At 71.6% G+C, this 25,663-nt stretch carries 23 protein-coding genes; 8 read left to right on the plus strand and 15 right to left on the minus strand.

All coding sequences use genetic code 11. The annotated features are described in order from the left end of the window. Window positions 1-3: 3 nt before the first annotated feature. From ACFOX0_RS24310 to ACFOX0_RS24345, 8 genes are all read right to left on the minus strand, one after another. The gene (locus ACFOX0_RS24310; RefSeq protein ID WP_377549992.1) at window positions 4-219 is read right to left on the minus strand and encodes a ubiquitin-like protein Pup; all 216 of its coding nucleotides are present in this window, start codon (window positions 217-219) and stop codon (window positions 4-6) included. Between the two features lie 124 nt (window positions 220-343). Then, window positions 344-1,642: an acyltransferase family protein gene (locus tag ACFOX0_RS24315; protein WP_377549994.1), complete on the minus strand. Its 1,299-nt coding sequence runs from the start codon at window positions 1,640-1,642 to the stop codon at window positions 344-346. Between the two features lie 122 nt (window positions 1,643-1,764). Beyond that, window positions 1,765-3,282, minus strand: a complete 1,518-nt coding sequence (dop, locus tag ACFOX0_RS24320) for a depupylase/deamidase Dop (RefSeq protein WP_377549996.1) — start codon at window positions 3,280-3,282, stop codon at window positions 1,765-1,767. 120 nt (window positions 3,283-3,402) lie between these two features. Beyond that, the gene (locus ACFOX0_RS24325; RefSeq protein WP_377549998.1) at window positions 3,403-5,082 is read right to left on the minus strand and encodes a DUF2142 domain-containing protein; all 1,680 of its coding nucleotides are present in this window, start codon (window positions 5,080-5,082) and stop codon (window positions 3,403-3,405) included. Window positions 5,083-5,185: 103 nt separating this feature from the next. Further along, window positions 5,186-6,118: a glycosyltransferase family 2 protein gene (locus tag ACFOX0_RS24330; RefSeq protein WP_377550000.1), complete on the minus strand. Its 933-nt coding sequence runs from the start codon at window positions 6,116-6,118 to the stop codon at window positions 5,186-5,188. A 1-nt stretch (window position 6,119) separates the two neighbouring features. Beyond that, complete coding sequence (locus ACFOX0_RS24335) at window positions 6,120-7,067, minus strand: Gfo/Idh/MocA family oxidoreductase (protein ID WP_377550002.1); 948 nt, start codon at window positions 7,065-7,067, stop codon at window positions 6,120-6,122. Beyond that, window positions 7,060-8,163 carry a DegT/DnrJ/EryC1/StrS family aminotransferase gene (locus ACFOX0_RS24340; protein ID WP_377550003.1) on the minus strand — a complete coding sequence of 368 codons (1,104 nt, stop codon included), beginning with the start codon at window positions 8,161-8,163 and terminating at the stop codon, window positions 7,060-7,062. The genes ACFOX0_RS24335 and ACFOX0_RS24340 overlap by 8 nt, the downstream gene beginning before the upstream one ends. A gap of 20 nt (window positions 8,164-8,183) precedes the next feature. Further along, complete coding sequence (locus ACFOX0_RS24345) at window positions 8,184-8,738, minus strand: acyltransferase (RefSeq protein ID WP_377550005.1); 555 nt, start codon at window positions 8,736-8,738, stop codon at window positions 8,184-8,186. A 100-nt stretch (window positions 8,739-8,838) separates the two neighbouring features. On the opposite strand from ACFOX0_RS24345, the gene ACFOX0_RS24350 reads away from it, so the two are divergent. Then, window positions 8,839-9,237, plus strand: a complete 399-nt coding sequence (locus ACFOX0_RS24350; protein ID WP_377550007.1) for a GtrA family protein — start codon at window positions 8,839-8,841, stop codon at window positions 9,235-9,237. 76 nt (window positions 9,238-9,313) lie between these two features. On the opposite strand, the gene arc is transcribed toward ACFOX0_RS24350, so the two are convergent. The 4 genes from arc to ACFOX0_RS24370 form a co-directional block, all read right to left on the minus strand. Next, entirely contained in the window at window positions 9,314-11,095 is a 1,782-nt protein-coding gene (arc, locus tag ACFOX0_RS24355) for a proteasome ATPase (RefSeq protein WP_377550009.1), read from the minus strand. Window positions 11,096-11,309: 214 nt separating this feature from the next. After that, complete coding sequence (locus ACFOX0_RS24360; protein ID WP_377550011.1) at window positions 11,310-11,882, minus strand: hypothetical protein; 573 nt, start codon at window positions 11,880-11,882, stop codon at window positions 11,310-11,312. Window positions 11,883-11,999: 117 nt separating this feature from the next. Then, the gene (locus ACFOX0_RS24365) at window positions 12,000-12,986 is read right to left on the minus strand and encodes a tRNA (adenine-N1)-methyltransferase (protein ID WP_377550013.1); all 987 of its coding nucleotides are present in this window, start codon (window positions 12,984-12,986) and stop codon (window positions 12,000-12,002) included. 64 nt (window positions 12,987-13,050) lie between these two features. Next, window positions 13,051-14,202 carry a site-2 protease family protein gene (locus tag ACFOX0_RS24370; RefSeq protein WP_377550015.1) on the minus strand — a complete coding sequence of 384 codons (1,152 nt, stop codon included), beginning with the start codon at window positions 14,200-14,202 and terminating at the stop codon, window positions 13,051-13,053. Window positions 14,203-14,300: 98 nt separating this feature from the next. Between ACFOX0_RS24370 and ACFOX0_RS24375 the strand changes: the two genes are divergently transcribed. The 5 genes from ACFOX0_RS24375 (at window position 14,301) to ACFOX0_RS24395 (ending at window position 21,121) form a co-directional block, all read left to right on the plus strand. After that, complete coding sequence (locus ACFOX0_RS24375) at window positions 14,301-15,275, plus strand: RecB family exonuclease (protein WP_377550079.1); 975 nt, start codon at window positions 14,301-14,303, stop codon at window positions 15,273-15,275. A 170-nt stretch (window positions 15,276-15,445) separates the two neighbouring features. Then, window positions 15,446-16,660: a sensor histidine kinase gene (locus tag ACFOX0_RS24380; protein WP_377550017.1), complete on the plus strand. Its 1,215-nt coding sequence runs from the start codon at window positions 15,446-15,448 to the stop codon at window positions 16,658-16,660. Between the two features lie 22 nt (window positions 16,661-16,682). Further along, window positions 16,683-17,357: a response regulator gene (locus ACFOX0_RS24385; protein ID WP_377550019.1), complete on the plus strand. Its 675-nt coding sequence runs from the start codon at window positions 16,683-16,685 to the stop codon at window positions 17,355-17,357. Between the two features lie 441 nt (window positions 17,358-17,798). Next, entirely contained in the window at window positions 17,799-18,566 is a 768-nt protein-coding gene (locus ACFOX0_RS24390) for an ABC transporter ATP-binding protein (protein ID WP_377550021.1), read from the plus strand. After that, a complete protein-coding gene (locus tag ACFOX0_RS24395) occupies window positions 18,566-21,121 on the plus strand; it encodes an ABC transporter permease (RefSeq protein ID WP_377550023.1) in 2,556 nt (851 codons plus the stop codon). Before ACFOX0_RS24390 ends, ACFOX0_RS24395 begins: the two co-directional genes overlap by 1 nt. Before the next feature lie 109 nt (window positions 21,122-21,230). Here ACFOX0_RS24395 and ACFOX0_RS24400 read toward each other — a convergent pair whose 3' ends face one another. The 3 genes from ACFOX0_RS24400 to ACFOX0_RS24410 form a co-directional block, all read right to left on the minus strand. Next, a complete protein-coding gene (locus ACFOX0_RS24400) occupies window positions 21,231-21,899 on the minus strand; it encodes an HAD family hydrolase (RefSeq protein WP_377550081.1) in 669 nt (222 codons plus the stop codon). Window positions 21,900-21,936: 37 nt separating this feature from the next. Continuing rightward, window positions 21,937-22,695, minus strand: coding sequence for a neutral zinc metallopeptidase (locus tag ACFOX0_RS24405; RefSeq protein ID WP_377550025.1), 759 nt, complete (start codon window positions 22,693-22,695; stop codon window positions 21,937-21,939). 735 nt (window positions 22,696-23,430) lie between these two features. After that, window positions 23,431-23,844, minus strand: a complete 414-nt coding sequence (locus tag ACFOX0_RS24410) for a hypothetical protein (protein WP_377550027.1) — start codon at window positions 23,842-23,844, stop codon at window positions 23,431-23,433. Between the two features lie 54 nt (window positions 23,845-23,898). Here ACFOX0_RS24410 and ACFOX0_RS24415 point away from each other — a divergent pair, with 54 nt between their 5' ends. Then, complete coding sequence (locus ACFOX0_RS24415) at window positions 23,899-24,372, plus strand: AAA family ATPase (protein ID WP_377550029.1); 474 nt, start codon at window positions 23,899-23,901, stop codon at window positions 24,370-24,372. Between the two features lie 687 nt (window positions 24,373-25,059). Beyond that, window positions 25,060-25,632 (plus strand): flavin reductase family protein, encoded by a 573-nt coding sequence (locus tag ACFOX0_RS24420; RefSeq protein WP_377550031.1) that lies wholly within the window; start codon window positions 25,060-25,062, stop codon window positions 25,630-25,632. Window positions 25,633-25,663: the final 31 nt, after the last annotated feature.

The following is a 25,663-nucleotide window of genomic DNA, read 5'->3' on the forward strand; positions in this document are numbered from 1 at the left end:
GCCTCACTGGCCCCCTTTTTGTACATAGCCCCTCACGAATTCCTCGGCGTTCTCCTCGAGGACCGAGTCGATCTCGTCGAGCAGGTCGTCGACGTCCTCGGTGATCTCGGCGTGCCGCTCGGCGACCTCGGGATCCACCTCGGTCGTGACGTCCTCGATCTCCTCGTCCCGCCGGCCCTTGCCCGACTGCGACTGGCCGCCGGTGTCGCGAGTAGCCATCTGGTGCCTCCTCAACATCGCCTGGGAAAAATCTACCTCGCGGGAGCGACAGAGTCGCCCACCGTACGCGATGTTCGCGTACGGCGGACGAAACACCCGCGGCGCGGCCGCGGCAAACGGCGCCTCAGCGCGTGGAGGGACTCAACGTCGGCACCGGCTCGGTGGTGTCGCCGGGGCGCCCGGTCGCGGCGGCGTCCGCCACCGGTCGGACGGTACCGCCCGCCGCCCCGGCGGACGACGTGCTCACGGCCGCCGGATCGGACGAACCGTCGGCAGGTGGCGAGCCCTCGGCGTCGCGGTCCGAGCGGCGCAGCCGGGGCTGCCAGTCCTTCAGCTTCAGCGCCTGCTTCTCGACCAGGTGCCAGGAGACGAAGGCGAACCCGAGGCTGAGCGCCGCGGAGGCGGCGAAGTAGCCCAGGAAACCGATCGCCTGTACGCCGGCCCAGGCCAGCGCCTGCTGCACCACGAACGAGTAGATGTACACGCCGTACGAGTAGTCGTTGCGCTGACCCACCCGGTGCAGCACCCGGGGCAGCCGGATCGCCAGGTAGAGGATCGCGTACTCGTAGGCCAGCAGGGCCGGGCCGAACAGCTGCCCATGGAAGGCGAACCATCCGATCACGGCCAGCGAGGCCACCCCGAGCACGTCGTTCATCGGGAGCCGCCGGCTGTAGAGCTCGGCCGCGGCGCCGACGAGGAACATGAAGCCGTACCGGAGCAACCAGTTCGTGCTCAGCGTGCCCAGCAGCGGCAGTTCCGGCAGGTAGCCGCTGGTCCGCACCGCCGGCAGGCCGAACCGCAGCTGCGCCCACTGGTTCCAGCAGAGCAGTCCGAAGGTGGCGACCGCGGCCAGCAGCACCAGCCAGCGCGCCCGCTTGAGCACCCCCACGACGGCCAGCAGCGCCACGATGAGGTAGCAGAGGATCTCGTACGCCAGGGTCCAGAGCGAGGCGTCCATCATGCTGGATTTGATCTTGGCGCCGTACGGCGTGTCCCGGAAGACGTCCCGGATACCGCCCTGCCGGTGGCCGCCCCACCAGTTGGCCTGCAGGTAGTCCAGCACCCCGCGGTTGCCTCGCCACAGGGTGTGCAGGCCGCCGTGCTTGAGGTAGTAGAACGTCGGGGCGACGACGAACCCGATGAACAGCAGGCAGACCCACAGTCCCGGCCAGATGCGCAGCGCCCGGTGCCACAGGTAGCGCGGCAGCGAGGTACGTCGGGCGCTCCGGGTGATCAGGAACCCGGAGATGCCGAAGAACCCGGCGACGGCGAGTCCCGGGATGTCGACCAGGTCCGTCAACCCACGGTTGAAGCCGAGTACGGCCGCGTGCGCGAGCACCACCGCGAAGGCGAAGCAGAGCCGTAGGAAGCCGAAGCTGTTGGCGCGTCCGGTGTAGGCGGTCGCCAGCGGCGTCGTCGCCACCGCCTGTCGACCGTGACGACGAAGAAAAGCAAACAACAGTAACCGCCAAAGGGGTGTGCTCAGAGAGGGCTGTTCAGCATCGCACACGGCCTGCGTGCGCGTGGGTAAGCCGATCGGCCGACTCAGCCGCCGGTGAGCGTCTCCAACAGGTCCTTGGCGCTGGCGCACCGGTCGAACAGGGCACCGACGTGTTTGCGGGTGCCCCGCTCGGGCTCCATCATCGGCACCCGGACCAGTGAGTCCCGGCCGACGTCGAAGATGACCGAGTCCCAGCTGGCGGCGACCACCTCGGAGGCGTACTGGGCCAGGCAGCGGCCCCGGAAGTAGGCCCGGGTGTCCTCCGGCGGGTCCACCATCGCCGACCGGGTCTCCTCGTCCGACAGCAGGGTGGCCATCGACCCGCGGGACACCAGCCGGTGGTAGAGGCCCTTCTCCGGCCGTACGTCGGAGTACTGCAGGTCGACCAGTTGCAGCTTGTGCGAGGCCCAGCCGAGGCCCTCCCGGTCGCGGTAGCCCTCCAGCAGCCGCAGCTTCGCCAGCCAGTCCAACTCGCCGGCGCAGAGCATCGGGTCCCGGCCGAGCCGGTCCAGCACGCTCTCCCACCGGTCCAGCACGTCGGCGGTGGCGGCGTCGACGTCCGCGCCGTACCGCTGCTCCACGAACGCCCGGGCCCGCTCCAGGTAGGCCCATTGCAGGTCCAGAGCGGTCAACCGGCGACCGTCGCGCAACCGCATCCGGTGGGTCAGGCCGGGGTCGTGGCTGACCGCCTTGAGTTCCGCGACCGGGTCGGCGATGCCCAGGTCGGGGGTCAGCGCCTTCTCCTCGATCATCGTGAGCACGAGCGCGGTGGTGCCGACCTTGAGGTACGTGGAGATCTCCGACAGGTTCGCGTCGCCGATGATCACATGCAGTCGCCGGTACTTGTCGGCGTCCGCGTGCGGCTCGTCCCGGGTGTTGATGATGGGTCGCTTCAGTGTGGTCTCCAGGCCGACCTCGACCTCGAAGAAGTCGGCCCGTTGGGAGATCTGGAAGCCCGGCTGCGAACCGTCCTGGCCGCGACCCACCCGGCCGGCACCGCAGACGATCTGACGGCTGACGAAGAACGGGGTGAGGTAGGCCACGATGTCGGCGAACGGCGTCTGCCGGCGCATCAGGTAGTTCTCGTGTGCGCCGTAGCTGGCGCCCTTGTTGTCGGTGTTGTTCTTGTACAGGTGGATCGGGTGGGTGCCGGGGATGGTGGCCGCCCGCCGGGCCGCCTCGGCCATCACCCGCTCCCCCGCCTTGTCCCAGCGCACCACGTCCAGCGGGTTGGTCACCTCGGGGGTGGAGTACTCCGGGTGGGCGTGGTCGACGTAGAGGCGGGCGCCGTTGGTCAGTATGACGTTGGCCAGGCCGAGGTCCTCGTCGGCCAGCGCGTCGGCCGGGTCGTACGCGGCGCCGGAGTAGGTGAAGCCGCGGGCGTCCCGCAGCGGCGACTCCTCCTCGTAGTCCCAGCGCGCCCGGCCGCCCCGGGTCAACTCGGGCCGGGCGCCGTACGCGTTGACCACCTGGGAGGAGGTCACCATCGGATTCGCGCCGGCCTGGCCCGGCACCGAGATGCCGTACTCGACCTCGGTACCCATGATCCGTCTGACGCTCATGCCGACACTCCACTCGGTTGTGCGCCGCCCGCCACGCCGGCGGGGTACGCCCCACGACGTTCGCTCACGCCAAGCCCCATTCGTCGCACAGTGGGTCCAGCCTAGACCGCCGCGCGGTGACTACGCCCGCGGCGCCTCGGTGTGCCCGCCGCCGGGACGATCCGCGGCCGCGGTCCCGGACCGATCCGCGGTCTCCGACCGGTCCGCGGTCGGGATTTCCGCCCGGTCCGCGGTCGGGATTTCCGCCCGGTCCGCGGTCGAGACCTCCGGCCGGTCCGCGGTCGCACCCGCGGCTGCCGGTCGGTCGGTCAGCCGCCGGGTCGGCGCCGTCCAGGCCAGCCACCCGATCACCGCCAGTCCCAGCACGCTGGCCACCAGCGGTGTCGCGGAGCCGAGTACCGGGTGCCACGGCCCGAGGAACGGGTCGAGGCTGCCGAACCCGAGCCGGGCCGGCAGCCCGTGCTGCCATCGCACCATCGTGAAGACCAGGCAGAACAGGTGGATCGGCACGAACAGCAGGACCAGCAGCCGGACCGTCGTCCGGGAGCGGTCGGCGTCGATCCCGCGCTGCTCCAACACGTACGCCGCGAAGAGCAGCACCCCGGCGAGCATCGGCAGCATGTAGCGGCCCTGGGAGACGAAGCCGGTCTGCTTCACGGCGGCGATCTGCACCGCCGACGGGATCGCGACGCCGCCGAGGATCAGCACCAGCAGCCGCCAGCGGTCGACCCGGGTGCCGAACACCAACGCCATGACCACCAGCGCCGCGGCGGCGAACTGCCAGAGCAGGTACGCCGGGGCCGGCATCCGGGTGTCCAGCCAGGAGGTCACCCCGACCATCTGGTCGAGGTAGTCCCGCCACCGGTTCGCCTCGACGAAGACGGCCTGTCCGTAGGTGTACCGGTTACTGCCGTAGTTGCCGAGATCGGAGGTCTTCATCAGCACGCCCCACAGCACGGCGGTGACCACCGTCAGGGAGATCGCCGCGGCCCACCAGCGGGCCGCCCGGGTGCGCAGCAGCTGCCACAGGTTGCCCTGCCGCAGCGGGATCGCCAGGGCGACGAATCCGACGGCGATCCAGAGCGGGCCGGTCTGCCGGAGCATGGCCAGCAGGACGCCGCTGATGCCGACCAGCGTGAGCAGCCCCCGGTTGGCCGGTGACCAGCGGTCCAGCAGCAGCGGGATGGCTGCGGTGAAGAACGCGACGCCGGCCGCGATCTCCAACCCGTTGGGGTTGACCGCGCTGGCCATGTGCGCCGTCATCGGGGTGGTGGCGGCGAGCAGCCCACCGAGCATCAACCGGTGCCGGGACCGCTTGAGGATCACGACGAGGGCGCTGGCCAGCAGCGCGGCCGAGAGCGCCGCGCCGATCAGCCGGGCGAGCAGGACCCCGGACCAGCCGGGCCACAGTTGCAGCGGCCAGCCGACCAGGGCGTAGTAGACCGGGTGGTAGCGGCCCGCGCCGGTGCCGGCCCGTACCGGGGTCGGGTCGCTGCCCGGCGGTACCGCGCAGGCGGCCGACCGGTTCGGCTTGAACTGCCAACACTGCTCCCGGACCAGTCCCCGGGGCACGGTCTGGAACGCCCCCGAGCCCTTCTTCGCCGCGGCCGGCTTGGGCGCGACCTGGCCGGCCGCCACCCCGGCGGCGCGCACCACGTGCTCCCGCTCGTCCGGGGTGCCGTCGTACGGGGCGGCCACCGACCACGCGCCGATCATGAGCAGGAACCCGAGGAAGGCAAGCACCCACAGCCCCGGTACGCCGAGCGTGCCGGCGCGGCCAGTGGTTCGTTGGTCGGTCATGGTGACTCCGGTCGGCCCTTTCTGGTACGGCGACGGACCCCGCCGGGCGGTTCCGGTCGCGCCGGGCGGGCGGTCGGCGGTCCGCCCGCCGGCGGGTGACTGGTCAGTCCGGTGTCGACTGGATGTCGAGGGTGAGCGCGGAGATCAGCATGTGGATGCCGGTCAGCAGCGGGCCGACCGCGAGCAGCACGCTGCCCGTGGTGGCGACCGGCGGGCCGAGCGTCTCCACCAGCACCCAGATCCCCCAACCGGCACCCCAGGCGAGCAGCAGCAGGCTGGTGAAGAACAGCAGCGCGACCGGGGAGAACGAGGCGAGCACGTGCTTGAGCAGCATCCGCCGCCAGAATCCCCGGAACAGCAGGCTGGCGATCCGCGGGGCCACCTTGTGGATCCGCATCGTGGAGACCTCTTCGCCGTACACGGCCGGGACCGGTACGTCCTTGGCCCGGGCGTTGGCGATGTTCAACCAGATCAGCAGGTCGTTCTCGAACTCGTAGCCGCGCGCCACGCCGGCCATGTTCAGCCGCAGCAGGGCCGACCGGGCCACCGCCGTGTAGCCGTTCTGCGGGTCGAACAGGTTCCAGTAGCCGCTGGCCAGCTTGGTGGCGAAGGAGAGCGCGACGCTGCCCAGCATCCGCACCATCGGCATCTTGGCGAAGGAGGTACGGGAGAAGAACCGGTTCGCCTTGGTGAACTCGTACCCGTGCTCACAGATCGGGTCGAGCAGGGCGGGCAGGTAGGCGGGGTCCATCTGGGCGTCCCCGGCCATCACCACGTTGACGTCGGCGCCCAGTTCGAGCGCCCGCTCGTGACCGTCCATGATCGAGCCACCGACGCCGGTGTTCTTCTCGTGGTCGATCACGACCACCCGGGGATCACCGACCTGCCGCGCCCGCGCCGAGGTGTCGTCGGTCGAGCAGTCGTTGACCACGACGATGAGGTCGACGAACTCCGGCATGGTGGTGATCGTCTGACCGATCAGCTTGCTCTCGTTGTAGGCGGGCACCACCGCCGCGATCTTTTTGCCCTTGTACATCTCAACCCGCCAGCGCCGAGTCGCGGATACCGAGACAGACCTCCAGCGCGGCGAGGCCGTCCGCGCCGCTGACCGCCGGCTGCCGGCGGTTGACCACGCAGTCGGCGAAGTGCCGCAACTCGTGCATCAGCGGCTCGCCGTGCTGGCTCAGGAAGGGAATCTCCACCAGGCCGCTCTGCCGGTAGCGCACCCCGCCCTCCGAGAGGTACTCGGAGTGTTCGATCCGGTGCACCTCCACCTGCTGGCGCAGCAGGTCGGCCACCACGCAGTTGGCGCGCTGGGTGAGGGTGATCCGGCGGACCTTGTTCTGGCTGATCCGGCTCGCGGTGACGTTGGCGACCACGCCGTTGTCGAACATCAGCAGCGCGCAGGCCAGGTCCTGCTCGTCCGAGCGGACCACCCGGGTCATCGACCGGTGTTCCACGATCTCCGCGCCGGTGACGGCGCGGGCCAGGTCCACGTCGTGGATCATCAGGTCCAGGACCACGTCGGCGAGGGCCCGGTTGGGATAGGGGCCGACCCGGGCGATCTCCAGGGAGATCGGGTCGTCGACGAGCTGCAGCAGCTCGGTCACCACCGGGTTGAACCGCTCGACGTGCCCCACCATCAGGATCCGGTCCTGCTGCTCGGCGACGTCGATCAGCCGGCGCGCGTCCGCCACCGAGGTGGCGATCGGCTTCTCGATCAGCAGGTCACGGCCGCTGCGCAGGATCCGCTCGCCCAGCTCGCCGTGGGTCTCGCTGGGGGTGGCGAGCACCACCGCGTCGGCGGCGGCGATCGCGTCGTCCACGGACGAGGTGTAGCCGGCGCCGATGGACTTCGCCAGGGCGGCCGCGCGATCGATGTCCGGATCGCAGACGGTGGTGACGGTGAGGTCCGGTACGGTCCGGGCGACCCGGCCGTGGTTGGCGCCCATGATGCCGGCGCCGATGATTGCCAGGTCAGGCATCGAAGGCCCCCCGCACGGCCGCGACGATCCGGTCTACCTCGCCCTCGGACAGGTGCTGGTGCACCGGGAGGGAGAGCACCTGCGTCGCGGCCGACTCGGCCCGCGGCGTGGCGTCCGCGGCGATCCGCGGGTGCCCGACGTAGCAGTCGTAGTGGTGCATCAGCCGCGGGTAGTACAGGCCGTAGCCGATCTCCGCCTGCTCCAGCCGCTTACCGAGGTCGTCACGGGTCAGCGGGGCGTCCGCGCCGATCCGGACGGTGTACTGGTGCCAGACGTGACCGCGTCCCTCCGGCACCGTCGGGGTGGCCAGGCCGGGCAGACCGGCCAGGCCGGCGGTGAGCCGCTCGGCGTTGGCCGCCCGCCGCGCGGTCGTCGCCGCCAGCCGGCCGACCTGCGGTACGGCGATGGCGGCCTGCAGGTCGGTGAGCCGCCAGTTGTGGCCCGGCACCTCGTACTGGTACCGCACCCGCATGCCCTGGTTGCGCAGCAGGCGCAGCCGGTCGGCGACGGCGTCGTCGGCGGTGGTGATCAGGCCACCCTCGCCGCACTGCAGGTTCTTCGTGGCGTAGAGCGAGAAGCAGCCCACCCCGAACGAGCCGACGGCCCGGTCGCCGATCCGGGCACCGTGTGCCTGGGCGGCGTCCTCCACGATCCGTACCCCGGCCGCCTCGGCGATCGCCGTCAGCGCCGGCATGTCGGCCGGCAGACCGTACAGGTGGACCGGCATGATGGCCTTGGTCCGCTCGTTGACCAGCGCCCGCACCGACTCGGGGTCGATGGTGAAGTCGTCCCGGATGTCGGCGAACCGGACCGTCGCGCCGGACTCCAGGATGGCGTTGAGGGTGGCCGCGAAGCTGAACGGCGTGGTGATCACCTCGTCGCCGGGGCCGAGGCCCAGCGCCTCCAGGGCGGCCACCAGGGCGACCGTGCCGTTGCTCACCGCGACCGCGTGCGGCACACCGCAGAGTTCGGCGAAGGACCGCTCCAGCTCGGCGACGACGGGTCCCTGGGCCAGTTTTCCGGACCGCAACACCTCAAGTACGGCGGCCTCCTCCTCCGGACCGATGACCACCGAGGTGATGGGAATGAACGACATGAACTCCGTCTCCTGTGTGTTCAGCGCGCTTCGAGTAGGTCCAGGGCCGGCCGTTCCTCGGTCCGGGCCACCACTTCGCCCTTGCGGTTGACCCAGCCGAAGTGGCGCGCCGGGCTTCCCGCCACCAGTTGGTACGGCTGCACGTCCCGGCTGACCAGTGCACCGGCCGCGACCATCGCGTACTCGCCGATCTGCTTGCCGCAGACGATGGTGGCGTTCGCGCCGATGGAGGCGCCGCGCCGGACGAGGGTGGGGGTGACCACCCAGTCGGGGTTCTGCGCCCGCGGATAGCGGTCGTTGGTGAAGACCGCACTCGGCCCGACGAAGACCTCGTCCTCCAGCGTCACGCCGACGTACACCGACACGTTGTTCTGCACCTTGACCCGGTCACCGATCACGACGCCGGCGTCGACGTAGACGTTGCGCCCGATCGTGCAGCCCGCACCGATGCGCGCGGTGGACCGGATGTGGGTGAGATGCCAGACCTTGGTGTCCGGGCCGATGTCGGCACCGTTCTCGACCTCGGCCGTCGGGTGGACGAAGACACTCGGATCACGAGCGGCGGTGTCGGTCACATCCACACCTCGAGGAAGTCGGTGGCGGTCGCGGGACGGACAGACGATAGCCTGCTAACCCGTGACCCACTGTGGCGGGTCCTACCGGGGAGGCAGCTTCGTGAGTTCAGCCGTGGCGTCCATCGCCAGCCTCACCCGTCGCAGCAGCGTACGGTTCCTCATCGTCGGTGGGCTGAGCGTGGCCACGGACACCGGCGCGCTGTTCGTGTTCCACGGCGTACTGGGGCTCTGGCTGCCGGTGGCGACGGTCCTCGCGTTCGCGACGGCGTTCGTGGTCAACTTCGGGCTCAACCGGGTGTGGGCGTTCGGCGCCACCGGCGCGGTCGGCGGTCAGGTCTGGCGTTACCTGGCCCTGGTGCTGGTCAACCTGGTCGCCACCGTGCTGCTGGTGCAGGGCCTGACCTGGGCCGGGCTGCCGTACCTGGTCGCGAAGGTGGTCACCGCCGGCGCGCTGGCGGCGATGAACTACGTGGTGTCCAAGAAATGGATCTTCATCTGACCCGGTGGGGTCCGGTTCCGACGGTTGAGGGCGGTACGCCGACCGGCGTACCGCCCTCAACCGTGCTGTCCCGGTGTTACAGATACTGGCCGGTGTTGCTGGCGGTCTCGATCGACCGGCCGGCCTCGGTGCCCTTGCCGCCGGAGACGAGCGTACGGATGTAGACGATCCGTTCGCCCTTCTTGCCGGAGATCCGGGCCCAGTCGTCCGGGTTGGTGGTGTTCGGCAGGTCCTCGTTCTCCCGGAACTCGTCGACGCAGGCGTCCAGCAGGTGCTGCAGCCGCAGGCCCTTGCGTCCGGAGGAGAGGAACTCCTTGATGGCCATCTTCTTGCCCCGGTCGACGATGTTCTGGATCATCGCCCCGGAGTTGAAGTCCTTGAAGTACAGGACCTCCTTGTCACCGTTGGCGTAGGTGACCTCCAGGAACCGGTTCTCCTCGGTCTCCGAGTACATCCGCAGGACCACGGCCTCGATCATGGCCGCCACCGTCGCCTGGGCGTCCTGGCCGTGCTCGGCCAGGTCGTCCGGGTGCAACGGCAGGCCGGAGAGGATGTACTTGGAGAAGATGTCCTTCGCCGCCTCGGCGTCCGGACGCTCGATCTTGATCTTGACGTCCAGTCGGCCCGGCCGCAGGATCGCCGGGTCGATCATGTCCTCCCGGTTGGAGGCGCCGATCACGATGACGTTCTCCAGCCCCTCCACGCCGTCGATCTCGCTGAGCAGCTGGGGAACGATCGTGTTCTCCACGTCGGAGGAGACACCGGAGCCACGGGTCCGGAACACCGAGTCCATCTCGTCGAAGAACACGATGACCGGGGTGCCCTCGCCGGCCTTCTCCCGGGCCCGCTGGAAGACCAACCGGATGTGCCGCTCGGTCTCACCGACGTACTTGTTGAGCAGCTCGGGGCCCTTGATGTTGAGGAAGTAGCTGGTGTGCTTCTCCTCGCCCCGCCGCTCGGCGATCTTCTTGGCCAACGAGTTGGCCACCGCCTTGGCGATCAGGGTCTTGCCGCAGCCCGGCGGGCCGTAGAGCAATATGCCCTTCGGCGGACGCAGCTGGTGTTCGCGGAACAGGTCGGCGTGCAGGAACGGCAACTCGACCGCGTCCCGGATCTGCTCGATCTGCGAGTGCAGGCCACCGATGTCGCCGTAGTCGACGTCGGGAACCTCCTCCAGGACGAGCTCCTCGACCTCGCTCTTCGGGATGCGCTCGTACGCGTACGCCGAGCGCGGCTCGATCATCAACGAGTCGCCGGTCCGCAACGGCGCGCCGATCAGCGTCTCGGCCAGATGGACGATCCGCTCCTCGTCGGCGTGCGAGATGACCAGCGCACGGTCGCCCGCCCCACCGGTCGGGCTGTCCAGCACCTCCTTGAGCATGACCACCTCGCCGACCCGTTCGTAGCCGAACGCGTCGACGATGTTGAGGGCGTCGTTGAGCAGCACCTCCTGGCCGCGCCGCAGCTCGGCCACGTCGATCGAGGGGGACACCGCCACCCGCAGCTTGCGGCCGCCGGTGAAGACGTCGACCGTCCCGTCCTCGTGTCGCGCCAGGAAGACACCGTACCCGCTGGGCGGTTGCGCCAGCCGGTCGATCTCCTCCTTGAGCGTGACGATCTGGGCCCGTGCTTCCTTGAGCGTGCTCACGAGCCGGTCGTTGTTCTCGGTCAGCCGAGCCAGCTGCGCCTGGGTGGCCGCCAGTCGTTCCTCGAGCTGCCGCACGTGTCGAGGGCTCTCCGTCAGTTTGCGCCGAACCAGAGCGAGTTCCTCTTGAAGGAACGCGACCTGGGTGGAGAGATCGTGGGCCTCCTTCTCCCACCGTGCGGCGCGCGAGTCCGCGTCGTCGCTGCGTGCCACGTCCCACCTCCCCGGGGGCTTGAACGTTCTGCCATAACACTAACCGGTATGAGGCCGATTCGGTCCCGCGCAACACCCTCGTCACTGAACCTTGATCGTCAAGGCCACTTCCGCAGGCGGACCGGACCGCTCTCCGGTAGCGTTTTGGGGCCACTCCGGCACCGTCGGCGCGGCCCGCCCGGACCGGCCGGTTGCCGCCCGGACCGGCCCGGTTTCACAGTGCCGGTCGGCCGACCACCGAGGAGACCAACCGGGCGAACTCCTCCAACCGGGCGATCTGCCCGTCCCCGCCGTCGTCGCGGGTCTTGCCGAACCGCAGCGCGTCGTGCCGCGGCGGCGCCGGGGCCTCCTCGGCGGGTGCGGTCTCGTCCAGCGAGCTGAGCAGCAGGTAGACGTCCACGCTGTCGACCCTGATCCCGCCGTCGGGGGTACGGGTCAGCCGCCGGCGGCAGCCCACCTCGGTGACCGTCGAGACCGGCACCACCCGCAGTGAGGAGGTCATCGAGCCGGCCGGGCCGTCGTCCGGCGGCACGTCCTCGCCGTGCCACAGGATCAACCGGCTGCCGTCGCAGATCACCACCTCCTGCCACACCCCGTTGACCTCGTTGACGAAACGCTCCAGGGTGAAGCCGAGCACGGCGGCGCCGCCGAGCGCGCCGTGCAGCGCCTCCAGGGCCAGGTCGGGGTCGCGCAGGTAGGCCCGGGCCGCCGATTCCAGATCCCGGTACGGCGACCAGTCCGGGAAGACGGCCGGCAGGTCACCCCCGTTGTACGCCGGCCTGCTCATGCCGGCCCTCCGCTGCGCTCCGGCCCGTCATGAGGCGCATCCGCGCCGAGCTTGATGATTCGCTCGCTCCGCTCCCTCATGCCGGCTCTCCAGCGCGCTCCGACCCGCCAGGACACGTCACCGGGCGGCCTCCTCCTGGCCGGGTCCGCCGTCCACGGCCGCGCCGTCGGCGGTCGCGGTCGCCGCGCCGGCGGCCGGGCCCGCCTGCCGCAGCCCCTGCTTGCGCAGCGCGTACGCCTCGGCGCCCTTGCTCGGCTTGCGCCGCCGGGCCGGTGCGGTGACGCCCGGCGCCAACCGCCGGGAGGAGACCAGGAAGGCGGTGTGGGCGATCATGCGATGGTCCGGTCGGACGGCGAGCCCGTCGGCGTGCCAGTCGCGGACCAGCGACTCCCAGGCCCGGGGCTCGGTGAACCCGCCGCGCTCGCGGAGCGCCTCCACCAATTCCGACAGCTGGGGAGTGGTCGCCACGTAACCGATGAACACCCCACCGGGGATCAGCGCCCGCTCCACCAGGTCGAGCGCCTCCCAGGGGGTCAGCATGTCCAGGATGATCCGGTCGAATCCGACCTCCGGGCAGTCGGCCACGTCGCCGACGTGCAGTCGCCACGCCGGATGCGGTCCGCCGAAGAACTCCTCGACGTTACGCCGGGCAATCTCCGCGAAGTCGGGCCGCAACTCGTACGAGTGCACCTCGCCCCCGGTGCCGACGGCCCGCAGCAGGGAGCAGGTCAGGGCGCCCGAGCCGGCGCCCGCCTCGAGTACCTTGGCGCCGGGGAAGACGTCCCCCATGGCGACGATCTGCGCGGCGTCCTTGGGGTAGATGACCTGGGCGCCGCGCGGCATCGAGAGCACGTAGTCGGCCAGCAGCGGCCGCAGCGCGAGGTAGGCGGTGCCCCCGGCGGAGCTGACCACGCTGCCGTCCGGCAGGCCGATCAACGCGTCGTGCTCCAGCGCGCCCCGGTGGGTGTGGAAAGATCTGCCCGGTTCGAGGGTGATCGTGTGCATTCGCCCCTTGGGGTCGGTCAGCTGCACCCGGTCACCCGGGCGGAACTCGCCCCGGCGTACCGCGGGCGGCGCCGGAACGTCGACGGGCCGCGCGGTCATCCGGACAGCCCGTCGCGCTCGACGTCGCGGGGGTGGGGCCGACCGCGTCGGCCGCTGTGCTGGATCACGTGTTCTTCATCTCTCGTTTCGGTTCGAGGAGCTGCGCCAGGTCGGCGACGTGCAGGACGCCGACCACATCTTCGCCTGACGTCACGACGTACTGTGCGCCCGGGTGGCTCTGCACGGCCTGGATCACCTGCTCGCCGGAGAGCCCGACCGGCAGGCTCGGCACGCCGTCGAGCGCCCGGGCCACCGTGTCCACCGACACCCAGGGTCGGCGCGCGGCCGGCACCGCGTCGGCGGCGGTGTGGTCGACCAGGGCCACCAACCGGCCGGACGAGTCGGTCACCCCGAGCGCGACGCCCGGCCCCACCTCGGCACCGCGCCGCTGGGCCTCGCCCAGCGGGGTACCCGTCGGCACCCGGAACACCGGCCGGGCCAGCCGGGCCAGATCGATCAACGGGAAACGGCGGCTGATCCGGGCGACCCGGATCGACTGGCCGGCGCCCTGCCAGAGGGTGAACGCCACCAGCAGCATCAGCGCCAGACCGAGCGGGGCGAGCACGCCGATCCAGGTCAGCAACGCGACCCCGACCGCGGTGGCGCCGGCGACCGCCCGACCGACCCAGCCGGCCACCTCGGTGCCGCGGTGCCGGTCCCGAGTGACCGCCCAGACCACCGCCCGCAGCGCCCGTCCGCCGTCCAGCGGCAGCCCGGGCAGGCTGTTGAAGACCGCGACCAGCAGGTTGCTGACCGCCAACTGGAAGGTCAACTGGTCGGGCAGCGTCCGGTCCGGCAGCGCCACGGTGGCCAGCACCGCCACCAGCCCGAGCACCAGCGACACCGCCGGCCCGGCGAGCGAGACCAGCAGGTCCACCCGGGGGCTGGGCGCGTCCCGGTCCATCTCCGTGTAACCGCCCAGCAGTTCCAGCGTGATGCCGCGTACCCCGATGCCGAACCGGCGGGCGGTCACCGCGTGTCCCAACTCGTGCAGCAGCACCGAACCGAGCAGGCAGACGACGAACCCGAAGCCGACCAGGTAGCCGGCGGCCTGGGACAGCTCCAACCGGTGCCGGACGTACTCGCCGTAGCTGACCGTGACCAGCACCGCCAGCAGCACCATGGAGACGTTGAGAAAGACCGGAACGCCGAACACCCGACCGACGCGCAGGCCGGTTCGCCGCTCGGCCGGACGTCGGGGTGAGGTGTCCTCCATCGGCTAGATGGTACGGAAACCGGCGGCCGGGTGGACGCGCCCACCCGCCGGACCTGTCGTACCGGTGGCCTAACCTTCCGGTCATGACGGCGGAAACGGTGACAGCGCACCCGGCACCCACCCAACCGGCACCCGCCGGGGCCGACCCGGGGCCGGCCGGCCCGACGGCCCGGATCAGCGCCTCGCTGTCGCCCTCCCGGGCGGCGGACTTCAAGACCTGTCCGCTGCTCTACCGGTTCCGCAGCATCGACCGGCTGCCCGAGCGGACCACCGCGGAGCAGGCCCGGGGCACCCTGGTGCACGCCGTGCTGGAGCGGCTGTTCGACCTGCCGGCCGCCGACCGTACCCCGGCGGCCGCCGGTGACCTGGTCGACCCGCAGTGGCAACGCCTGGTCGCCGAGCAGCCCGAGCTGGCCGACCTGTTCGACCCGGACGACACCGCCGGCCCGGTGGCGTTCCTGGCCTCGGCGCGGGACCTGCTCGGTGGCTACTTCAGCGTGGAGGACCCGTCCCGGCTCGAACCGGCCGAACGGGAGACGTTGATCTCCACCGTCGTGGACGACCGGTTGTTGATCCGCGGCTACGTCGACCGGCTGGACGTGGCGCCCGACGGCGCGCTGCGGGTGGTCGACTACAAGACCGGTGGCGCGCCGCGCGAGGCGTTCGAGGCGCGGGCGTTGTTCCAGCTCAAGTTCTACGCCCTGGTGCTGTGGCGGACCCGTGGCGTGGTGCCGCGGGTGCTCCGCCTGCTCTACCTCAAGGACGAGGAGATCTGCGACTACGCCCCGGACGCGGAGGAGCTGGCCCGGTTCGAGCGGACCCTGCTGGCCCTGTGGCGGGCCATCGAGCAGGCCACCGAGGCGCGCGACTTCCGGCCCAAGCCGAGCAAGCTGTGCGGCTGGTGCAGCTACCAGGCGCACTGCCCGGAGTTCGGCGGCACTCCCCCGCCCTTTCCCGAGCCGCCGACGGCCGGGCCCACACCGGCCGGACCCGTACCGGTGGGTCTGGTCCCGGCGGCCCGGCCCGCGTCGGCGGTCCCGGCCGACGCTCCCCCGCCCGGCGCGGATGAGTGAACCTTTTCCAACCTGAACCCCGCGGCGCGCACGCGCCGCCGTCGACCCCGGCCGACGACGGCCGGCAAGGAAAGGTGGAAAAAGGATCAGTGCGGGTCATCCCCGAGGAGGAGGCCCGGCTCGACATCGGCGATGAGTCGCCCGCCGCAACGGCGACTAGCGTCATTGTCATGGACAACAGCGTCGCCGACCGGCTGCGGCAGCGACCGTTGCAGGCCGACATCCTGTTCGCGGTGGCGGTGGCGCTGTTCTCGTTCGCCGTCGGGTTGGTGCCGGCCCCGGAGACCGCCGGCACCCCGCTGCCCGTCGCGTTGGGCCTGGTGGTCCTCTGCGCGGCGCCCGTCGCCGTGCGCCGGCTGCGGCCGTGGGTGGCCGTCGGGGCGACCGTGGCCACGTTCGTCGTCACCTCGATCGCCCACTACCCCACCGTCAGCCATGTCGTGGCCCTGCTGGTGCTGACGTACACGATGGCCGCCAACTGCCCGGCGAAGCCGGCGGTCGTCGCCACGGTCGCGTTGTGGACGCCCGAGATCCTGATCCCGCTGATTCTGCGGGCCGCGGGCGGCCTGGCCGACCAGCAGCCCGGTCCGGTCAGCGCGATCGGTGGCCTGTTGCCCGGGTGTGTCTTCTTCTTCGTCGGGCGGACCGTGCACGCCCGACGCACCTCCACGGCGGCGTTGCGGGAGCGGGCCCGGGTCGCGGAGGAGAACCAGCGTTCGCTGGCCGATCAGGCGGTCGCCGACGAACGCCGGCGGATCGCCCGCGAGCTGCACGACGTGGTCGCCCACCACGTCAGCGTGATGGGGGTGCTGGCCACCGGGGCGCGCCGGGTGCTGCGCCGCGACCCCGACGCGGCCGACGAGGCGTTGGGCACCATCGAGGACACCAGCCGCAGCACGCTGCGCGAGATGCGCCGGCTGCTGGACGTGCTGCGCACCGAGACCGAGCCGGCCGCGGACCTCAGCCCGCAACCCGGGCTGGCCGGGATCGAGTCGCTGGTCGAACAGGTCCGCGAGGCCGGCCTGCCGGTGACGCTGCGGGTGGACGGGGTGCCTGGTCCGCTGGATCCCGGGGTGGCGCTGACCATCTACCGGATCGTGCAGGAGGCGCTGACCAACGTGTTCAAGCACGCCGGGGCCGCGGCGACCGCGCAGGTCCGGCTCAGCTTCGGCGCGCTCTGGCTGATCGTGGAGATATTCGACACCGGGCACGGCCCGTCGCCCGGGCCCGGCCGGCTGGGGCACGGCCTGGTGGGCATGCGGGAACGGGTCGCCCTCTACAACGGCACGCTGCGCACCGGTCCCCGCCCGGGCGGCGGGTTCCGGGTGTACGCGAAGATTCCCGTGGAGCAACTTGGTGCACCCGTCGGCGGAGGTACGACATGAGCGAGCGCAGCGGAGGGCCGACATGAGCGGCGAGCGGCCGGTGCGGATCCTGCTCGTCGACGACCAGCCGCTGCTGCGGACCGGGTTCCGGATGGTGCTCGGCGCCGAGGACGACCTCGACATCGTCGGTGAGGCCGGTGACGGTGCGGAGGCGGTCGACCTGGCCCGGCGGCTGCTGCCGGACGTGGTGCTGATGGACATCCGGATGCCCCGGATGGACGGGGTGGCCGCCACCCGGACGATCGTCGACGCCCGGCTGCCGGTACGGGTGCTGATCCTGACCACCTTCGATCTCGACGAGTACGTGGTGGGCGCGCTGCGGGCCGGGGCCAGCGGCTTCCTGTCCAAGGACGTACCCGCCGAGGACCTGGTCACCGCGATCCGTACGGTGGCCGCCGGCGAGGCGGTGGTGGCGCCCCGGATCTTGAAACGGCTGCTGGACAAGTTCGCCGACTCGCTGCCCGATCCGGGGGCCACCGCGCCAAAGGCGTTGGCCGCGCTGACCGAGCGGGAGCGCGAGGTCCTGGTGCAGGTGGCCCGCGGCCTGTCCAACGCGGAGATCGCCCGGGCGTTGTCGGTGAGCGAGACGACGATCAAGACCCACGTCGGGCACGTGCTGACCAAGCTGGGCCTGCGCGACCGGGTGCAGGCCGTGGTGCTGGCGTACGAGACGGGTCTGGTGCGGCCCGGCTCCTGAGCGGCCGGGTACCACCGACGACGGGGTGGGGTCGTCCCGTCGGCCGATCCCGGACCCCGCCCTCGGTCGTACCCGGAAATCGGCCGCGGGCAGGAGGGCGTGGGCACGGGCGGCGCCTACCGTTGGTGACGTCGCCGCTGGCCACGGCGGTGCGGTAGAGGGCTCCGGCCGCCGATCGGCCCGACCGCGGCACCAACCACTGTTACGTTCGGTGATCAGACGTGTCGTCGGGGTGGCGGCGGTCCGGCGTGTCCGGCGCCGGACACGGGCCGCGCGTTCAGGGGGAACCCTGAGCCGGCATCCGGGCCGACCCGCAGCGAAAAATCCGCGTCCGGCTCCGCCCAGGGTCGGACGCTGCGGACGGTGACGGGGCCGAGGATGGAACCTGCCGGCCGGACCACGGTCCGGCCGGACCAGAGACTTCACCAGAAGGAGAAAACATTGACCGCGACGGTGGCCAGCGACACGCAGGCTGCGGCCCGCGCCCGTGACGTGTGGAAGGTGTACGGCACCGGCGAGGCGCAGGTGGTCGCGCTGCGGGGGGTCAGTGCCGAGTTCGAACGCGGTCGGTTCACCGCGATCATGGGCCCGTCCGGCTCCGGCAAGTCGACCTTGATGCACTGCCTGGCCGGGCTGGACGCGGTGACCCGGGGCACCATCGAGATCGGCGACACCACGGTGACCGGGCTCGGCGACGCCGGCCTGACCAAGCTGCGGCGGGACAAGGTCGGCTTCATCTTCCAGCAGTTCAACCTGCTGCCGACGCTGAGCGCCAAGGAGAACATCCTGCTGCCGCTGTCGATCGCCGGGCGGAAGCCGGACCAGGCCTGGTTCGACACGGTGATCGCGACGGTGGGACTGGGTGACCGGCTCGGCCACCGACCGAGCCAGCTCTCCGGCGGCCAGCAGCAGCGGGTGGCCTGCGCCCGGGCGTTGGTGTCCCGCCCCGAGGTGGTCTTCGCCGACGAGCCGACCGGCAACCTGGACTCCCGTTCCGGCGCCGAGGTGCTCGGCTTCCTGCGCCGGTCGGTGGCCGAGTACGGGCAGACCATCGTCATGGTCACCCACGACCCGGTGGCCGCCTCGTACGCCGACCGGGTGGTCTTCCTCGCCGACGGTCAGATCGTCTCGGAGCTGGTCGAGCCGACCCCGGAGACCGTGCTGGACACCATGAAGAAGCTCGACGGCGCCGCCGAGGCGGGCCACTGATGCTGCGCGCGACGTTCAAGAGCCTGCTGGCCCGCAAGGTCCGGCTGATCCTGTCCGGCCTGGCCGTGGTGTTGGGCGTGATGTTCGTGTCCGGCGCCTTCGTCCTCACCGACACGCTGGGCCGGTCCTTCGACGCGGTGTTCGCCGACGCGTACGCCGACACCGACGTCGCGGTGAGCGCCAAGCCGAAGGTCGCGGTGAGCGAATCCGAGGGTGAGCAGGTCGCCGCCACGTTCCCGGTCGCCACCCTGGCGAAGGTCCGCGCGGTCCCCGGGGTGGAGCGCGCCACCGGCGAGGCCCAGGCCGACGGCGCGCGGGTGATCGGCAGCAACGGCAAGGCGCTCACCTCGGTCGGACCGCCGCAGCTCGGCGGCAACTGGACCGGCGATGACGGCCTGGTGAAGCTGCGCGAGGGGCACGGCCCCACCGCCAACGACGAGATCGCGGTCAACGCCGCCGTCGCCCAGGCCGCGAAGATCAAGGTCGGTGACCGGGTCGGGGTGCTGACCCTCGGTCCCCGACGCGAGTTCACCCTGGTCGGGATCTTCGGCTACAGCGGCGGCCGGGACAGCATCGGCGGGATGCAGCAGGTGGCCTTCACCGAACCGGTCGCCCAGCGGCTCATGCTTGGCGAGCCCGGGGTCTACAGCAGCATCACCGTGCACGCCGCCGCCGGTGTCGGTGACGCCGTCCTGCGCGACCGGATCGCCGCCGAACTGGGCGACGGGTACGTCGTCAAGACCGGCAAGCAGCTGTCCGACGAGGCGTCGGCGAGCCTGAAGGAGGCGTTGTCCTTCTTCAACAAGATCCTGCTTGGTTTCGCCGGGGTGGCGCTGTTCGTCGGCATCTTCCTGATCCTGAACACCTTCTCGATCATCGTGGCCCAGCGCACCCGCGAGTTGGCGCTGCTGCGGGCCGTCGGCGCGAACCGTCGCCAGGTCGTCGGATCGGTGCTGGTCGAGGCCGTGGTGATCGGGCTGTTCGCCTCGGTGCTCGGCCTGGGCGCCGGGGTCGGCGTCGGTGCGCTGCTCGCGTATCTCTTCGGCAAGTTCGGCGGCGGCCTGGAACTGGCCGGCATCGGCGTGCCCGCCGCGGCGGTGGTCAGCGCCTTCGCCGTCGGCCTGGTGGTGACCGTCGTCGCCGCGGTGCTGCCGGCGCTGCGGGCCTCCCGGATCCCACCGATCGCGGCGATGCAGGACGTCGCCAACCCGGACCGGCCGTTGACGAAGCTCAGCGTGGCCGGCGCCGCGGTGTCGGCGGTCGGCGGCACGCTGCTGGCCGTCGGGCTGACCGGCAAGGCCGGCGACGGCAACGGCACGCTCTGGACGATCCTCGGTGGGGTGCTGCTCGCCTTCATCGGGGTGGCGCTGCTGACCCCGCTGATCAGTCGGCCGGTGGTCGGCCTGCTGGGCCGGTTGTTCTCCTGGTCGGTGCCGGGCAAGCTGGGCCGGCTCAACTCCGGCCGCAACCCGCGCCGCACGGCGATCACCGCCGCCGCGCTGATGGTCGGCATCGCGCTGGTCACCGGCGTGACGGTGATCCTCGGCTCGGCGAAGGACAGCCTGACGGCGCTGGCCGAGGACACCATCCAGGCGCAGTTGGTCATCGCCGGTCAGCAGAACGGGCCCCGCCCGCCGACGTTCGACCCCGCGGTGCTCGACCGGGTGGCCGCCATCCCCGGCGTACGGTCGGTGGCCGGCGAGTACGGCGACCGGGCGATGGTCAACGGCAAGCAGACGTACGTCTCCGCGACCAGCAACGTCGCGGCGCTGAAGGACATCTACCAGGCCCGGGCCACCGCGGGCAGCATCGACTCGCTCGGGCCGGACCAGATGCTGGTCGACTCCGGCACCGCGGCCAAGCGGGGGCTCACCGTCGGCGCGAGGGTGCCGGTGCAGCTGTCCCGGGGCGAGCCGAAGACCTACACGCTCAGCGGCATCTACGCCGAGTCCGACCTGTTCGGCGGCTTCCTGCTGCCGGTACAGGCGACGAAGGACTTCGCCGTACCGCAGCCGAGCCGGGCCTACCTGCAGCTCGCCCCCGGTACGCCGGTGGACCGGGTGCAGCCGCAGGTGGACGCCCTGCTGCGGGACAGCCCCGAGGTGACGGTCACCGACCGGGCCGAGTTCATCAAGCAGCAGACCAGCCAGTTCGACACCATCCTGACGATGATCCAGGTGCTGCTCGCGCTGGCGATCCTGATCGCGGTGCTGGGCATCGTCAACACGCTGGCCCTGTCGGTGCTGGAGCGGACCCGCGAGCTGGGTCTGCTGCGGGCGATCGGACTGCGCCGGGGTCAGACGATGCGGATGATCACGGTCGAGGCGGTGGTGATCTCGATCTTCGGCGCGCTGCTCGGCGTGGTGGTCGGGTCCGGCATCGGTGCCGCGGTGGTCCGGGCGCTGCACGACGAGGGCATCAAGAAGTTGGTGTTCCCGTGGTCCCAGATGGGGTTGTTCCTCGGGTTGGCCGCGGTGATCGGCGTGGTGGCCGCGGTGCTGCCGGCGATCCGGGCGGCCCGGATCAACGTGCTCGGCGCGATCGCACACGAATAACGGGGGGTGCCGAGCAACGGGGGGGAACCGCGGGCGGGGCGACGTCAATGAGGGGGACGCCGCCCCGCCCGTCGGGCTCAGACCCGGATCCGTGTACGCGTACTCGTTGTCAGACCGCCGGCGGCGGTGCGGCGCCGGACACCGGCGGCAGCAGCGCGGCGAGCAGGGCGAGGTCCGCCGCGGTCAGGCTCGCCACCAGATGTACGCCGTCGGCGGCCGGGATCGGCACGTCGTGCGGTACGGCCAGCACCGCCGCACCGGCGGCGAGGGCGCTGGCCACCCCGGTCGGGGAGTCCTCCACCGCCACGCACCGCCGCACCGGCACGCCCAGCAGCCGGGCCGCCGTCAGGTACGGGGTGGGGTGCGGCTTCGGGTCGTCGACCTCGTCGCCGCAGACCACCACGTCGAAGCTGTCCCGGCCCAGCGTGTCGAGGGCCACCTCGACCAGCGACCGGGCGGTCGAGGTGACCAGCGCGGTCGGGATCCCGGCGGTACGGACCGCCCGCAGCAGGGCGAGGGCGCCGGGTCGCCAGGTCAGGCCCGCGGCGAACAACTCGGTGACCCGCTCCTCCAACCAGGCCGCACCGAGCGCGGCGTCCCGCCACGGCTGGTCCAGGTCTGCGTGCAGGATGGCCATCGAGTCGGCCATGCTGGAGCCGACCATCGCCCGCCGCCCCGCGTCGGAGAGGGTGCCGCCGTAGCGGGCGGCCAGTTCGTGCAGGGCGACGTCCCACAGCTTCTCGCTGTCGACGAGGGTCCCGTCCATGTCGAAGAGCACGGCGGCGGGATGCTGGCCGGTCAGGGTGTCCCCCACGTCAGTTGAGATCGCAGCCGGCCAGCGAGCGCTGGTAGCCGGCGAAGAAGAAGTTCGATCGTTGCTCGGCGTCGCCGTGCGCGCCCTCGGCGAACCACGGCTGCCCCGGGTCGTCGCCCACCTCGATCAGGCCCCGACGCAGCTCGTCGATGTCGCCGTCCTGCAGCGTGAGGACCTTCTCCCGGACCGAGTCGCCGATGTACGCGCCGGCCATGCAGTCGGCCTGCAACTCCTGCTGGATGGTGAAGTTGTACCGAATGCCCAGCCGGACCTGGATGCCGTGCGCGTACTCGTGTCCGAGGAGGTAGAACAGGAACGCGTCACCGATCTGCCGGAACTCGGCGGCCGCCCAGTTCACGTCGTACGCGATGAAGTCACCGGCCGGGCAGTAGACGGCGTTGTTCCGGGGGACCCGCTGGTTGCCACAGCTGATCTGGCCTTCGCGGGTGTAGGTGGTGACCCGGCGGATCGGCTGGAAGGACCGGCCCCGGCTGCGCAACTGCTCGTCCCAGTACCGTTCGGCGAGCCGGATCGCCCCCTGGGCGTCCTTCTGGAACTCCTCGGCCGTCATGGTGCCGTCCTCGTCCTCGCCGGGCGGGGTGGCCGTCCCGGACCGGGTGGACGTGCCCGCGCCGTACGGCTGGTTGCCGCCCCCGGCGCCCCGTCCCCCGACCCCGCAGGCCAGCACCACGACCAGCGCGGCCGCCAGGCCCAGCACGGTCGATCCGCCAGCTGACCGACGACCCGGCAGTCGCGTCATGACGTTCCTCCTCGCGTTCGACGAACCACGTCCACTTACCCGTACGCCCGGACGGCGACTCCCGTTCGATACGCCGTCGACGTGTTCGACACCATCGTCTCCGTCGCGCGCCACCGGCCACACACCGGCCCACCCTGGGCATACGGCGATCGTCCGACCACACAGCGACCCGTCCGGCCACGAACCGGCCCGTGCGGGGCAGCGGAGACCGATGCCGGACAGCCGACCCGCCCGCCGGGCTACCCCGGTCGGGCCGGGCCGGCGTGCGAGGGTGGCGACGGGAGGGACGACCACCCGGCCACGATCGTCGTTGGAGGCGGAATGTCCACCCGAAGAAGTCCGCGCACCGCACTCGCCCACACCGGCAGCTACCGGAATGCGGGCCAGTGCTCCGGCCTTCAGGCCGGGGGTGAAGGCCCGCGCTGGGAGGGCCGCCAAGGCCCGAGCAGGCCGTTGACCGTGGTACGGTCGGAACGGATCCGGGCGATAACCAAGCCCGGGTCCAAGCACGAAACGTCGCCGCAGGGCTTGCGGAGACGGAAAACGCCTGTGGAGCGCGGGTAAGACCGAGACCCGTCCCGGCACCGCGCGGTGAAGCAGGAACCCGCCCGGACCCTGCGCGTTCCACGCGCAGCGTGGAGGGAATCCCCGCCATTCATGGCGGTGGAGGAAGTCAATGAGCCGGCGGTCGACCGGGCACGGGCCGCGGCCCCCGGCGACGGGGTGGCGTCGCCCTCAGGCCGGTGCCGGCAGGGTGGCGGCAGCCGACCGGTCCACCTGACCGGTGACCTCGACGTCGTCGTACCGGCCGCCCGGCGCGGCGGTGTCGGGTTCGATCGGCGCACATCCGGTTCCGCCGCCCCCGGGGGTGGCTTCCGGTCCGGTGGCGGCCGGCTCCGCGAACACGCCCGGAAACGCCGTCCCGGTGCCGGCCGGCTCGCCGCCGTCCGGCACCGGCGTGCCGGACAGGGCCGCGACCATCCGGTCCACGTCGTCGGCGACCAGCCGGAACGATGCCCGGCAGACCGGCCCGAGCCACAGTGACAGCACGACGATGCCCTGATCCTCGTGATGGCTGATCCGCATCGTCCGGTCGCCACCACGGACGTCCTCGAATTCGTCGCCCCGGGCGACCCGTGTCTCCCCCACGTCCCCCAGAATGACCGAAGGCGCGGGCCGGGAAAAGATGGGCGAGACTCAACTATGACGAAGGTTCTGGTCACCGGCATGTCGGGCACCGGCAAGTCGTCCGTGCTGCGCGTTCTCGCGACCCGTGGACACCGCACCGTCGACACCGACACGGACCGGTGGAGCCGCTGGGTGACGCTGCCGGACGGTTCCGCGGACTGGATCTGGCGCGAGCGGGCGATCGGGGACCTGCTCGCCGGCCATCGCACCGGGAACCTGTTCGTGGCCGGCTGCAAGAGCAACCAGGGTGGATTCTATCCGCTGTTCGATCAGGTGGTGCTGCTCAGCGCACCGGCCGAGGTCCTGCTGCGGCGGGTCGCCGCCCGGACGGACAACCCGTACGGCAAGCGGCCCGAGGAGCGCGCCGCGATTCTGCGGTACGTGGCCACCGTCGAGCCCCTGTTACGGGCCACCGCCACCGTCGAGATCGACACCTCGGCGCCGCTCGGGGAGGTGGTCGCCCGGTTGGAGACGCTCGCCGGAGGCTGACCCGTACCGGGTGGTTCGGGGCGCCGCGCCGCCGTCAGCCCGCCGAGCGGTCGGCCCAGTCGAGGACCCGCAGGGCGCGCAAAGTGTTCCACCGGCTGGGCCGGTCAGGTGGCCGGGGAAGTAGGCTCCGCCGGCCCACTGGCCGTCCTCGCCCCGCAGGGCCAGCAGCCGGGCGCCCCGCCCGTCGGTCGCCACCCGGGTCCGTTCCGCCGCCACCGTCTCGACCGGCGCGCCGGTCAGGTCTCGCAACGCCTGCCACCGGATCGACGGGTCTGAGTCGAGGAGCCAGTCCAGAACGGCCATGGTCGGACAGCCTAGTGCGGTGGGCCGGGGTGGAAATCATCCCACGTCCTGAAACCTACTTGTCCGATAGGGTAACGAGAGTTCATGCTGATGGCATGTCGATGCAAAGCGCCCCGCTTGACGCCACCGCCGTCGCGGTGTCGCGGGGCTGCTGCCGCGGCTGGACCGCCGCGCGCGGCCGCTGCCGCTGACCGGAGGCCCTTCCTTCCACCCGTCGGGCGTCACCCCCTGCGGCCGGCCGCCGGCTGACCCTGACGCGATCTTTCCCACCGCCGCGACTCCTTCGGCGTACCCGGTGCGGGGTGCGCCGGGCAGCGAACCTCCGCTGCCGGCGTCGGCGCCGGTGTCCGCGCATCCGCCATCCCCGCCAGGAGGCACGCCGCCATGTCCGTCACCATCGAACCGGCGACCACCCCCATCGAACCGGCGACCACCAGCTTCGACCCCACGACCACAGTGGATCCCGACCGGTTTCGTGGTCTGCTCCGGCACCAGGCCGCGGCGGTCGCCGTGGTCACCGCCGCCGGTGACCCACCGGTCGGTTTCACCGCCACCTCGTTCACCTCCGTCTCGCTGCACCCACCGCTGGTCTCGTTCTGCGTCGCGCAGACCGCGTCGAGCTGGCCGGGCATCGCCCGGGCCGAACACATCGCGGTGCACCTGCTGGACCGCGACCAGGACGAGGTGGCCCGGATCTTCGCCACCAGCGGCATCGACCGGTTCGCCAGCGGCGCCGGCTGGAGCGCCGGCCCGCACGGCGTACCCGTCCTGCACGACGTGCTGGCCTGGCTGGTGTGCCGGGTCGCCGACCGGATCACCGCCGGTGACCACGACATCGTCCTGGCCGAACCGGTGGCCGCCGGTCACAGCACGGGCGGGCAACCGCTGCTCTACCACCAGGGACGCTACGCGGTGCTGCGCGACGACGCCGCGCCCCGGCACCCGGGCCAGCCGTGACCGCCCGACCGCACCCCACCCTCGTACGCCC

The sequence above is a fragment of the Micromonospora zhanjiangensis genome, assembly GCF_042650605.1.
In the GTDB taxonomy this organism is placed as follows: Bacteria; Actinomycetota; Actinomycetes; order Mycobacteriales; family Micromonosporaceae; genus Micromonospora_J; species Micromonospora_J zhanjiangensis.